The sequence below is a fragment of the Solemya pervernicosa gill symbiont genome, assembly GCF_002020875.1.
GTDB lineage: Bacteria > Pseudomonadota > Gammaproteobacteria.
On sequence record NZ_MPRL01000079.1, the window covers coordinates 1 to 12,235 of the forward strand.

The 12,235-nt window shown below is 57.0% G+C and carries 13 protein-coding genes and 2 tRNA genes; 9 read left to right on the top strand and 6 right to left on the bottom strand.

The window, feature by feature from the left end; all coding sequences use genetic code 11:
- Positions 1 to 128 precede the first annotated feature (128 nt).
- Positions 129 to 491, top strand: a complete 363-nt coding sequence (locus BOW52_RS14885) for a hypothetical protein (RefSeq protein ID WP_078484874.1) — start codon at positions 129 to 131, stop codon at positions 489 to 491.
- 2 nt (positions 492 to 493) lie between these two features.
- Here BOW52_RS14885 and BOW52_RS14890 read toward each other — a convergent pair whose 3' ends face one another.
- From BOW52_RS14890 to hemA, 5 genes are all read right to left on the bottom strand, one after another.
- Positions 494 to 1,240: a HesA/MoeB/ThiF family protein gene (locus tag BOW52_RS14890; RefSeq protein ID WP_078484875.1), complete on the bottom strand. Its 747-nt coding sequence runs from the start codon at positions 1,238 to 1,240 to the stop codon at positions 494 to 496.
- A 114-nt stretch (positions 1,241 to 1,354) separates the two neighbouring features.
- Entirely contained in the window at positions 1,355 to 1,765 is a 411-nt protein-coding gene (locus tag BOW52_RS14895; protein WP_078484876.1) for a hypothetical protein, read from the bottom strand.
- 31 nt (positions 1,766 to 1,796) lie between these two features.
- Positions 1,797 to 2,636: a peptide chain release factor N(5)-glutamine methyltransferase gene (gene prmC / locus BOW52_RS14900; RefSeq protein ID WP_078484877.1), complete on the bottom strand. Its 840-nt coding sequence runs from the start codon at positions 2,634 to 2,636 to the stop codon at positions 1,797 to 1,799.
- Positions 2,637 to 2,676: 40 nt separating this feature from the next.
- Entirely contained in the window at positions 2,677 to 3,762 is a 1,086-nt protein-coding gene (gene prfA, locus BOW52_RS14905) for a peptide chain release factor 1 (protein WP_078484878.1), read from the bottom strand.
- Positions 3,759 to 5,033, bottom strand: coding sequence for a glutamyl-tRNA reductase (gene hemA / locus BOW52_RS14910; protein ID WP_078484879.1), 1,275 nt, complete (start codon positions 5,031 to 5,033; stop codon positions 3,759 to 3,761). The genes prfA and hemA overlap by 4 nt, the downstream gene beginning before the upstream one ends.
- Positions 5,034 to 5,175: 142 nt before the next feature.
- On the opposite strand from hemA, the gene BOW52_RS14915 reads away from it, so the two are divergent.
- The 8 genes from BOW52_RS14915 to BOW52_RS14950 all read left to right on the top strand — a co-directional run bounded on the left by BOW52_RS14915 (position 5,176) and on the right by BOW52_RS14950 (position 11,678).
- Complete coding sequence (locus BOW52_RS14915; RefSeq protein ID WP_078484880.1) at positions 5,176 to 6,930, top strand: tetratricopeptide repeat protein; 1,755 nt, start codon at positions 5,176 to 5,178, stop codon at positions 6,928 to 6,930.
- Positions 6,931 to 6,985: 55 nt separating this feature from the next.
- The gene (gene ispE, locus BOW52_RS14920; RefSeq protein WP_078484881.1) at positions 6,986 to 7,837 is read left to right on the top strand and encodes a 4-(cytidine 5'-diphospho)-2-C-methyl-D-erythritol kinase; all 852 of its coding nucleotides are present in this window, start codon (positions 6,986 to 6,988) and stop codon (positions 7,835 to 7,837) included.
- A 6-nt stretch (positions 7,838 to 7,843) separates the two neighbouring features.
- Positions 7,844 to 7,918 (top strand) — tRNA-Gln (locus BOW52_RS14925).
- 172 nt (positions 7,919 to 8,090) lie between these two features.
- Positions 8,091 to 9,050: a ribose-phosphate diphosphokinase gene (locus BOW52_RS14930; RefSeq protein ID WP_172840375.1), complete on the top strand. Its 960-nt coding sequence runs from the start codon at positions 8,091 to 8,093 to the stop codon at positions 9,048 to 9,050.
- 107 nt (positions 9,051 to 9,157) lie between these two features.
- Positions 9,158 to 9,805, top strand: a complete 648-nt coding sequence (locus BOW52_RS14935; RefSeq protein WP_078484882.1) for a 50S ribosomal protein L25/general stress protein Ctc — start codon at positions 9,158 to 9,160, stop codon at positions 9,803 to 9,805.
- A 42-nt stretch (positions 9,806 to 9,847) separates the two neighbouring features.
- Entirely contained in the window at positions 9,848 to 10,435 is a 588-nt protein-coding gene (gene pth, locus BOW52_RS14940) for an aminoacyl-tRNA hydrolase (protein WP_078484883.1), read from the top strand.
- Between the two features lie 18 nt (positions 10,436 to 10,453).
- Positions 10,454 to 11,545 carry a redox-regulated ATPase YchF gene (gene ychF, locus BOW52_RS14945; protein ID WP_078484884.1) on the top strand — a complete coding sequence of 364 codons (1,092 nt, stop codon included), beginning with the start codon at positions 10,454 to 10,456 and terminating at the stop codon, positions 11,543 to 11,545.
- Positions 11,546 to 11,601: 56 nt separating this feature from the next.
- Positions 11,602 to 11,678 (top strand) — tRNA-Met (locus BOW52_RS14950).
- 316 nt (positions 11,679 to 11,994) lie between these two features.
- Here the strand turns inward: BOW52_RS14950 and BOW52_RS17505 are convergent.
- Positions 11,995 to 12,235: hypothetical protein (locus tag BOW52_RS17505; RefSeq protein ID WP_236725772.1), on the bottom strand; the 241-nt coding region annotated here is incomplete at its 5' end.

Sequence of the window (12,235 nt, forward strand, 5' to 3'; positions counted from 1 at the left end):
TCGGGGCGCCGCAGGCATAAACGGTCGCGTTAAGTATTTGCCGCTTGCTTGGGCTTGGATGCCCAAAACAAGCTTCCGCAAAAATAGCGACTCCCCGATGGGATCGTGACATCCAGGGAAAAGGGGCGGTGGTCGGTCTCTCTGAGCTTTACCAGTGGGGTTATGGAGAGGCGGGGGTGGTTGGTGAGCTGGTGTTGGCCGATCAGGATCGGGTGGTGCTCGATCTGACCCTGCGTCACACCTTCAACGCCAATATGTTGCTGCGTGAAAATGGTGTGCTGCCCAAGGTGCGCCTTGAGCCGGAAGACGATTTAGGTTGGCGCGGCTCGCTACGCTGGCAGCGCTCGTTGAGTCGTTTCCACCGGCTGCAGTTGGAGTGCGGCTATGAGCGCTGGAACCTGGGGCGTAGCGCCACGGTAAGTGGTGTGACCGAGCCGGAGAGTGAAGGTGGAAACTTCTCGGCGGTGCTGTCGCTGATGAAGGCGTTTTAGTTCTACTGGCCACCGCAGACCGGGCAGCCCGGGTCCTTGCGTAGCTTCATACTGCGCCACTCCATGGTCAGTGCATCGAGTAGCAGCAGTCTTCCGCCCAGGGTCTCACCCAGTCCGAGCAGTACCTTGATCGCCTCCATCGCCTGGATACTGCCGATAATACCGACCAGCGGTGATAGTACGCCGCTCTCGCTACAGCGCTCACCCAGTTCACCCTCATCCTTGTAGAGACAGCGGTAGCAGGGGCTGTCATCACGCTCGTTATGAAACACCGAAACCTGACCTTCGAGACGAATCGCGGCGCCTGAGACCAGTGGTTTTCCGGCCGCAACACAGAGGTCGTTGATCATAAAGCGGGTGGCGAAGTTATCGCAGGCATCGATGACGATATCGACCTTGGCAATCTGCTCGGCCAGCGCCTGACCCTCAAGCTTCTCGCTGATCGCCTCGATCTCAATCTCTGGGTTGATGTCGTGCAGGGTGTCGCGTGCCGACTCCGCCTTGGAGCGGCCGAGATCGACGTGGCGGTGGAGGATCTGTCGCTGCAGGTTGGAGAGGTCAACCTCGTCAAAATCACTGATAACCAGTCGACCGACCCCGGCCGCAGCGAGATAGAGGGCCACCGGTGAACCAAGTCCGCCCAGCCCGATGATCAGTGCGCTCGAGTCGAGCAGACGCTGCTGTCCTTCGTATCCGACCTGTGGCATCAGAATCTGACGGCTGTAACGGAGTAGTTGTGGGTCATCCATAGCGGTATCCAGCAGGTATTGGTTCGTTGGCGGTAAGAGGGTGAAGATAGCAAAAAATAGCGATGTCTGAGCAACGCGATCTAATTTGTATGGATAGGTAAAGCTTGAGGGTGGTTAGAGGTACTTACGCCAGTGGGTCGGGCGCTCATCACGACAGCCGTGTCGGATGCGCTGATAGCGGTTGATGAAGATCTCGCGGGTGCAGTTATCGTTGTCGCGACAGCAGCCGAGATTGGCGCGCTGGGTCTCTTCGGTGTAGTGGTAGAGAGCGCGTTTAAGCTTGTTGAGTAGGTTGCTGCTGATGTGGAAGCCGAGTTCGATCAGGGCGTCTTCGATGATTTTTAGTGAGATGAGCTGCAGGTTGTAGCTGATATGCAGCGTGCCCTTTTCACTGACACGCAGGTGGTGAACCCCTTCGATATCGCTGAGCAGTAGTAGTGCTGTCTGCCCCTGGTTTTTGTCGAAGTGGAGCTCGCAGAAGATAATTTCGCGGTGCTTGATCAGCCCGTCTTTATCGTTATCCATAGGCCCAATCCTAGTCCTATGGGGGTAAGAATCAAGCGGTTTTTTGTCCGCAGCTGGTGCGGATGTGGCCGCCGAGGTCGCGCTGCTGGCTGATGTTGGCGTAGCCCATCTCTGTTAGTAGTCCATGCACAGGTTCGGCTTGGTTATAGCCATGCTCCAGGCAGAGATGGCCGTTTGGCTTGAGGTGGTTAAGGGCGCAGACGGCGATTTGGCGAATATCATCGAGTCCGTCGCTGCCGGAGGCGAGTGCGCTGAGCGGCTCAAATCGAACGTCACCCTGGTGCAGGTGAGGATCATCCGCTTCGATATAGGGGGGGTTGGAGAGGATCATCTCATACTGTTCCTCTTGCAGTGGCGTACACCAGCTGCCGAGTCGAAATTCGATGTTATTAATCGCATGTCGCTCGGCGTTCTGCTGTGCCACGCTGAGCGCAGCCTCGGAACGGTCGGTGGCGATGAGATGGCAGGCTGGGCGCTCGTGAGCGATCGCCAGTGAAATTGCACCGCTACCGGTGCCAAGATCGGCGATCGTCCACTGGGCATCGACGGGGATAATCGTCAGTGCGGACTCAACCAGTGTTTCGGTGTCGGGGCGTGGAATCAGGGTGTCTGCGGTGACCTTCAGTGCGAGTGACCAGAACTCGCGTTGCCCAATCAGGTGGGCGACCGGGCGCCCCTCGGCTCGCGCTGCAATTAACGCCCGAAAGCGGGACTCAGTATCGCTATCAAGATGCTTCTCGGGCCAGGCGCGAAGATAGGTGCGCGACTTGTCGAGGATATGGCAGAGCAGCAGTTCGGCATCGAGCTGTGGACTCTCCGAGTGACTCTCTAGCTGTTGTGTGGCCCACTTAAGTTGCGATTCGATGTCCATGTTATGTGCAGCTCAGATCGGGCCGTGGTGCGCCAGAAAATCAGTCGTCGGCAAGAGCGGCGAGCTGGTCGGCCTGATACTCGTTGATCAGTGGATCGATGATGGCGGAGATACCACCCTGTAGCACCTCATCGAGCTTGTAGAGGGTCAGGTTGATTCGGTGGTCGGTAACACGTCCCTGCGGGAAGTTGTAGGTGCGAATGCGCTCGGAACGGTCGCCACTACCGACCAGTAGCTTGCGGGTTGCAGCGTTCTCGCTCGCCTGCTTCTCCTGCTCACTATTGAGCAGGCGCGCCTTTAATAGCGACATCGCGCGGGCGCGATTCTTGTGCTGTGAGCGCTCGTCCTGACACTCAACCACCACTCCGGTTGGCAGATGGGTAATGCGCACCGCAGAGTCGGTCTTGTTGACGTGCTGACCACCGGCGCCAGAGGCTCGGTAGGTGTCGACCTTGAGATCAGCGGTGTTGATCTCGATCTCCTCCACCTCATCGACCTCGGGCAGAATGGCGACGGTGCAGGCCGAGGTGTGGATGCGTCCCTGCGATTCGGTCTCGGGTACACGCTGTACACGATGGGCACCCGATTCGAATTTGAGGCGCGAGAAGGCGCCCTTGCCGATCACTCGCGCGATCACCTCTTTGTAACCGCCGTGTTCACCCTCGTTTTCGCTCAGTACCTCGATCTGCCAGCGCTGATTTTCGGCGTAACGGCTGTACATGCGGAACAGGTCTCCAGCGAACAGCGCTGCCTCATCGCCGCCAGTGCCGGCGCGGATTTCAAGAAAGATATTGCTGCCGTCGCGTGGGTCTGTCGGTAGCAGCAACTTCTGTAGCTCCAGCTCCAGTTCGTCGCGACTCGCCTGCGCACTGCTCAGCTCATCCTCGGCCATGGCGCGCATCTCAGCATCATCATCCTTGAGCATCTCGTTGGCACTCTCGATATCATCGAGCGTGCCTTGATAGCGTTTGTAACTCTTCTCAAGCGGTTCGAGCTGCGCATACTCACGCGAGAGATCGCGGAAACGGTTCTGGTTGCTGATGATCTCGGCATCGGAGAGCAGTGCACCGATCTCTTCGAAGCGTTCGCTCAGATTCTCGAGCTTGAGCTGGATCGAGGCCTTCACGACTCACCCTCCTGTGCTTCGGGTAGATCAAGCAGTTGGCGGGCGTTCTCGATCAGATCGTTACGTCCCTCGAAACCGGCCTGTTTGATCTGCGCGCAGGGCTGGTGCAGCAGCTTGTTGGTCAGGGTGTTAGCGAGCCAGCGCATCACATCCTCGTTCGATTTGCCCTTGGAGAGCTGTGATAGCGCCTTCTCCATCAGCTCGTCTCGACACGCCTCGGCGCGACCGCGGTACTCGCGGATCAGGGAGACGGTGTCGAGCGAGCGCAGCCAGTTCATGAAATGGCTCGCCTGGATCTCGACGATATCCTCGGCCTGTTTGGCCGCCTCCTGGCGCGACTTGAGGTTCTCCTGAATCACCTCCTGCAGGTCATCGACGGTGTAGAGATAGACGTCGTTGAGTTCTGCCACCGACGGGTCGATATCACGCGGTACGGCGATGTCGACCATAAAGATCGGGCGGTGCTTGCGCTGTTTGAGTGCTTGCTTGACCGGCTCCTTGTGCAGGATTGGCTCCTGACTGGCGGTGGATGCGATAACGATATCGGCCTCGGCCAGATGGGCGGGTAGTTCATCGAGTGCGATGGCGTAACCGTCGTACTGACTGGCCAGTGTGTGCGCACGTTCGGCGGTGCGGTTGGCGACGATAATCCGGCCAATGCCGTTCTCGTGCAGATGCTGGGCGGCGAGCTCAATCGTCTCGCCCGCGCCGAGCAGCATTACCGTCTGTTCATTCAGCTCGCCAAAGATCTGCTTGGCGAGGCTGACGGCGGCGAAGGCAACCGAGACCGGACTGGAGCCGATCGCGGTATCGGTGCGAACCTGTTTGGCCACCGAGAAGGTGTGGTGGAAGAGGCGTTCCAGCAGGCTGCCGGTAGTGCCAGCATCAACCGCGTGCTGATAGGCGGTTTTGATCTGTCCCAGAATCTGCGGCTCACCGAGAATCAACGAATCGAGGCCGCTGGCCACGCGCAGCATGTGCTGTACCGCATCAATGTCGGGATGGAGGTAGACGTAGGGTTCAATCTCGCTACGCTCAAGGTTGTGGAACTCACAGAGCCAATCGATGATCTGATCACTACTCTGCTGCTTGTCGAGGCGGCAGTAGAGTTCGGTGCGATTACAGGTAGAGAGCAGCGCGGCCTCAGCCACTCCGGGCTGCTGATTAAGCGCCGTCAGCGCTCTCTGTAGATCCTCGGGGGCGAAGGTCACACGCTCACGAATCTCCACAGGCGCAGTACGGTGGTTGATGCCGAGGGTGACAAATGACATGAATTGGTCAATCTATTAAAACGGACGGGAAATTTTGCGTGATGCGCTCAATGATTACAAGCAACAGAATGGATAGTGGGCGAGAAAGGGATATATTTTACGGTATAGTGCCTCATCGACCCCATCGAGTGGAGGAAAGGGCTTGATTCCTGTTACCAAATACCTGCGTGCACCGTTGTTGTTGCTGATCTGCGGCTGGCTGTCGGCCTGTGCACAACTGCCTGAACAGACGCAGGGCGTGGCAGATGAGGGGGAGAGTGAAAAGAGTGCGGTGACTACCGCGAGCCCGGACGCGGAGAGCGCTAGCGGCTCAATCTCTCCGGAGCTGCTCTATACGCTGTTGATCGCCGAGGTGGCGGGGCAGCGCAAGGACTATGGTCTGGCCGTTGCCCACTACATCAAGGCGGCCTATCTCAGTGAAGATCCACAGATAGCCAAGCGCGCGACTCGTACGGCGCTGTTTGCACGCAATGGGGCGGCGGCGATTGATGGTGCCAAACGCTGGGTTGAGCTGGCGCCAGAGGCCATCGATGCCCGTCACCTGTTGGTGGTTCTGGCGTTGCGAAGTGGTGACGAGGAGCTGGCGCTGGATAATCTGGAGGCGATGGTTGCTCAGGACGGTGAGGCGGGGGTTGGGCGTGCGCTGAACCTCGCCAGTGCATCGTTCGCAAATAATGAAGAGCGTAAGCGGGCGTTATTGGTGATGGGCAAGCTGGCACAAAATCATCCGGAAAATGCCTCGGTCCACTACGCCTTCGCCAATCTTGCGCTGAGTGCCAATCAGGCCAAGGCAGCTGTAGAGGGTGCAGATCAGGCGTTGACGCTTAAGCCGGGCTGGCCTGAGGCGCGCTCGGTGCGTGGTCGGGCGCTGATTAAACTGGGCGATGTCGATGCGGGGCTGGCAGTGTTGGCCGCGTTGGTTGACGAGATGCCAGATTCCGAGCTCTATCGACTCACCTATGCTCGGGCGTTGTTGGTGGCGGAGCGTCAGAGTGATGCGCTGAAACAGTTCCAGATCCTGACCGAGAAGAATCCCGACAATAGCGATGTTGCCTTTGCCTATGGGTTGTTGCTGATCGATGCCGGGGAGGTCGAGACGGCGAAACCGGTCTTTCAGGGGCTGATCGAACGTCGCCAGCGCCTGCACGATGCACACTACTTTCTTGGTCGTATCGAGGAACAGTTGGAGAATCATCGCAAGGCGATCGACCACTATGCGGTGGTCGTTGCAGGCGAGCGACTCTACGACGCACAGCTGCGGGTGGCACGGCTCTGGTACCGCCTTGGCAATCTCGATAAAGGGCGTGAACACCTGAAGAAGCTGCGTGATCACAATCCCGAATTTGCGGTGCCATTCTTTGAGGCAGAGGCAGCGTTACTGCAGGACTCAGGTGCCTATGAGGAGGCGATGAAGCTCTACGATGAAGCGTTGTTGTCCCACCCGGAGAACGCGGATCTGCTCTATGCGCGTGCCTTGACTGCGGAGAAGATCGGGCGCATCGATCTGCTGGAACGCGATCTGCGCAAGATCCTCGAGAAGAACCCTGAAGATACACGCAGCCTCAATGCGCTGGGTTATACCCTGGTCGATAAGACCGAACGTTATCAAGAGGCGAAGCAGCTAATCGAACACGCCTACCGTCTGCAGCCGAAGGAGCCATCGATTCTCGATAGCATGGGGTGGCTCAACTATCGGCTGGGTAATCACGAACAGGCGATCGATTTTCTACGCAAGGCGCTGAGTAATCTGCAGGATGGTGAAATTGCTGCCCACCTTGGTGAGGTACTCTGGGTGAGTGGTGAGCAGGATGAGGCGCGTCAGATCTGGAAAAAGGCAATTGATATCGAGCCTGATAACAAGATCCTCAAACGAGTCATGGAGCGGTTCCTGAAGTGAGGCTGCTCTGCATAGCGGTCAGCGCTAGAATTTAGTACCTGATCAGATCTTATCGATGGATACGTCAAACGCCGACGGTTGGCCTGCACCCGCCAAGCTGAACCTTTTCCTACATATCACGGGCCGTCGTGACGACGGCTATCATCTGCTGCAAACCCTGTTTCAATTTGTCGATTATGGCGACACGCTGACCTTTCATCTGCGTGAAGATGGGGTGATCTCACGCCGCTCAGCGCTCGCTGGTGTGCCGCCCGAGACCGATCTGGTGGTGCGTGCAGCTCGAGCACTGCAGGGGCATTGCAATGCCGCGCTGGGGGTCGATATCGAGGTAGACAAACATCTGCCGATGGGCGGTGGCCTGGGTGGGGGCAGTTCAGATGCCGCCACTACGCTGGTGGCGTTGAACCATCTCTGGGGCTGTGGGCTTGATCAGGATCAGCTGGCCGAGCTTGGTATTGGGCTTGGTGCTGACGTGCCGGTGTTTGTGCGTGGATTGGCTGCCTGGGCGGAGGGTGTGGGTGAAAAACTGCAGCCGGTCAGTGTGCCTGAGCCCTGGTATCTGGTGGTCACTCCTCCGGTGGCCGTCGCAACCGCTACAGTTTTTGGTGCTTCGGAATTGACACGCGATTGCCCTCCCATCACAATACGCGACTTTCTCTCTGGCGAGGGGAGGAATGTCTGTGAGCCGGTAGTAAGAGCAAACTACCCCGAGGTCGATAACGCAATGCGTTGGCTTGCCAAATATGGTGAGCCACTAATGACCGGAACGGGGGCGTGTATCTTTGTCGCCTTTGAGCAGCAGCAGCAGGCGCGAGCGGTGCTCGATCAGCTGCCTGCAGGATTGAACGGTTTTGTCGCCAAGGGTGCGAACCGTTCTCCGCTTCTCGATCGGCTCGAGACAGCATAGATTTTTTGGGGTGTCGCCAAGCGGTAAGGCACGGGGTTTTGATCTCCGCATACCCAGGTTCGAATCCTGGCACCCCAGCCATATATACCTGCCGTGGGCAGCCACAGCAGCAGAGGGGTGCCGGAACAGCGAGCAAAGCGAGCTGGCCCGCAGGGCGAAGGACGTAGTCCTGAGTAATCCTGGCACCCCAGCCATTTTAAACTGCCCTGGGCAGTGACCATTAATATGTTGATACGACCTAGGTGGATCAGACATGTCAGATAGCAAGATGATGGTATTCACGGGTAACTCGAACCCGAAGCTTGCGCAGGATATTGTCAACCATCTGCGGATGCCGCTCGGAAAGGCGGTCACGGGACAGTTCAGCGACGGTGAGGTGATGGTCGAGATTATGGAGAACGTCCGTGGTAAGGATGTCTTCATTGTGCAGCCGACCTGTAAGCCAACCAATGACAATTTGATGGAGCTGATGGTGATGGTCGACGCACTACGTCGCTCATCAGCGGCTCGCGTTACCGCAGTGATCCCTTACTTTGGTTATGCACGTCAGGATCGTCGACCGCGCTCTGCCAGGGTGCCGATAACTGCCAAGGTGGTTGCGGATATGTTGACCAATGTCGGTGCTGATCGTCTGTTAACCGTTGATCTGCATGCCGACCAGATTCAGGGCTTCTTCGGGATTCCTGTCGATAATGTTTACGCTTCACCAATTTTGCTGGGTGATATCTGGCGCAATAAAAATGATGGTGAAGACCTGATGGTGGTCTCGCCTGATGTGGGGGGGGTGGTGCGTGCACGCGCGCTGGCCAAGCGTCTCGATGATGCCGATTTGGCGATTATCGACAAACGTCGACCTATGGCTAACGTGGCGCAGGTGATGCATATCATCGGAGATGTCGAAGGACGTTCATGCATCCTGGTCGATGATCTGGTCGATACAGCGGGCACGCTCTGTCAGGCGGCGAAGGCGCTCAAGGAGCACGGCGCAGCCAGTGTTAAGGCCTATATCACCCATCCGGTGCTCTCCGGGCCGGCGGTCGATAATCTCGATAACTCTGAGCTTGATGAGCTGGTAGTGACCGACACCATCCCGCTCAATGAGCAGGCGCGGGCATCAACAAAGATTCGTCAGCTTTCGCTTGCCGAGATGCTGGGCGAGACGATGCTGCGTATTAGTAATGAGGAGTCGGTTAGCACCCTCTTCATGGATTAGTTTTTTATCGTTCGGCGAGAGCCGGACAGATGTAGCTGCTGAACCTGGTCGCGGGGGAGGCAAACCAGCCACCCAGTGTGGCGTTTTTTTACTTTAGGAGAAGTACCATGGAAACATTTGAACTGAACGTAGAAGTACGTACGGACACAGGGAAGGGTGCGAGCCGCCGCCTGCGTCGTGCGGATAAGGTGCCGGGTATCCTTTACGGTGCCGGTAAGGATCCGATCTCACTGACCCTGGGTCACAACGATCTGTTCCACCACGCTGAGCACGAGGCGTTCTACTCGCATATTCTGACCCTGCATGTCGATGGCAAGGATGAGAAGGCGGTACTTAAGGATATGCAGCGCCACCCTTACAAGCCGGTCATCATGCACGTCGACTTCCTGCGCGTCGATATGAACGAGAAGATCCGCATGAACGTACCGCTTCACTTCCTCAACGAAGATACCGCTCCGGGCGTCAAGCTCGAGGGTGGTCGTATCTCCCATGCGATCAACGAGGTCGAGATCATCTGTCTGCCAGGTGCGCTGCCTGAGTTCATTGAGGTCGATCTCGGCGAGCTGAAGATCGGCGATATGGTTCACATGTCAGATCTGAAGCTGCCCGAGGGTGTCGAGATCGTCGAGCTGATGCACGGTGCCGAGCACGATCAGCCCGTTGCCTCTGTCCAGAAGGCGCGTGGCGGATCGGATGAAGAGGCCGAGAGTGAAGAGGCTGTTGCTGAGGGCGAAGGCGAGGGCGAGGGCGAATAAGCCCCGTTTCTCTGTTGCTGAGACCGGTGAGCGGGAGGTTGTATGGCGGCTGACCGCGCCGGTTTCGATCTTATAGTAGGGCTGGGGAATCCCGGCCCTTCTTATGAGCAGACCCGTCACAATGTCGGTTTCTGGTGGGTGGATGATCTCGCATCCCGTTATGGTTGTGCGCTTCGAACTGAGGCGAAATATAACGGCGATGTCTGTCGTGCCACCATCGAAGGACACGACTGTCGGCTGCTCAAGCCCATGACCTTCATGAACCGTAGTGGTCAGCCGCTCTCTGCGCTGGCCAACTTTTTCAAGATACCTGCTGAACGTATTCTGGTCGCACACGATGACCTCGATCTGCCACCGGGCACCATCCGTCTGAAGAAGGGCGGTGGTCACGGGGGGCATAATGGTCTGCGCGATATCATCAGCTGCTTCGGCAAGGATTTCTATCGGTTGCGGATCGGAATCGGTCACCCCGGTCACCGTGATCAGGTCACCGATTTTGTACTGGGACGCCCGGCGGCAGCAGATCGCGAGGCGATCGTCGGTACCCTTGATGATGCGACCCGTTCGCTGCCCGATATGCTCGATGGGAACCTCGACCGTGTGATGCAGCAGCTTCACACCCTTAAATAGTAGAGATGGGATTACACCATGGGATTTAAATGCGGAATTGTCGGACTGCCCAATGTCGGTAAGTCGACCCTCTTCAATGCGCTGACCAAGGCGGGTATTCAGGCCGAGAACTACCCCTTCTGCACCATTGAGCCCAATGTGGGTGTAGTGCCGATGCCCGATCCTCGTCTCGACAGATTGGCCGAGATCGTCTCGCCTGAGCGAATTTTGCCGACCACCATGGAGTTCGTCGATATCGCAGGGCTGGTGGCGGGTGCTTCCAAGGGTGAGGGGCTAGGTAACAAGTTCCTCGCCAATATTCGTGAGACCGATGCGATTGCTCAGGTGGTGCGCTGTTTCGAAGATGAGAACGTGGTGCACGTGGCCGGCAAGGTTCACCCGCTGGACGATGTTGAGGTGATCAACACCGAACTGATGCTGGCCGATATGGATACGGTCGATAAGGGCATCCAGCGCGTCTCACGCATTGCCAAGGGTGGTGACAAGACTGCCAAGGCACAGATGCCACTGTTCGAGGAGGTACGTGCAGCACTCGACGAGGGCAAGATGGTGCGTGCCATGGGGCTGAATGAGGATCAGCTGGAGCTGCTCTATGAGCTTCACCTGCTGACCATCAAACCGACCATGTATATCGCAAATGTCGCCGAGGATGGTTTCGAAAATAATCCGCATCTGGACGCGGTCAAGGAGCTGGCTGCTGCCGAAGGCGCTGAGGTGGTTGCGGTCTGTGCATCAATCGAGTCGGAGATAGTAGAGCTCGATGCCGAGGATGCTGAGGCGTTCCTTGATGAACTGGGTCTAGATGAGCCAGGCCTAAATCGTGTGATTCGTGCGGGTTATGAGTTGCTAGGATTGCAGACCTACTTCACCGCTGGCGTGCAAGAGGTGCGAGCCTGGACGGTCAAGATCGGTGCCACCGCGCCGCAGGCGGCGGGAGTGATCCACACCGACTTCGAGAAGGGCTTTATCCGTGCCGAGGTGACCTCTTACGACGACTTTGTCGCCTGTAACGGTGAGCAGGGCGCCAAGGAGGCGGGTAAGCTCAGGCTCGAGGGTAAGGAGTACATCGTCAAGGATGGTGATGTAATGCACTTCCGATTCAACGTTTAAGACCTTTCTCCCTTGACAGCAAGGCGCTCAGGCAGCAAAATCCCGCTTCCAATTTTGGCTATGTAGCTCAGCTGGTTAGAGCACATCACTCATAATGATGGGGTCCCCTGTTCGAATCAGGGCATAGCCACCATACAACAAAAGGGCTTAGCTTCGGCTAGGCCCTTTTCTTTTTCTGAATTGTAAGAGGCGCATTGGAAAATGCTGGCCTGGCTGCCGATGTGGTATTTAGGCATAGCCGCTTTGATCCTATATACATCGCATAATAGTCAGGCCATTAGTTCAGTTGGCGAATTGTTGGTTGATACCGACATCGAGAAAAAGTGTGCCATCTGCTTTGCAGAGGTCTGTCTAGTGCTCGTAGAACGTCGGACGGTGAATCCGTCAGACGAGTACTGATGGTTCACTTATGTAGGTCAGCTTTGGTGTCGTTACCGCTGAATATCCTACTACTTCCTCCATCGAAGCATCGCAGGTGCGGTAACAGTTGCGTAAGTGGCGCAGAGTGTTGGTTCGAGGCGTGATAAAAGGTGGTCATGGAAGAGGTGGTATAAAAAAAGCCCGCGACAATCGCGGGCTTTTTTTATACAGCCGCTGACCGCCATGGATAGCGAAGCGAAGGCGGTTAGTCCGCGATAGTCGACGCCGTCTGCATATTCGTAGTTGAGAGCGCGAGCGGACGACGAAGAA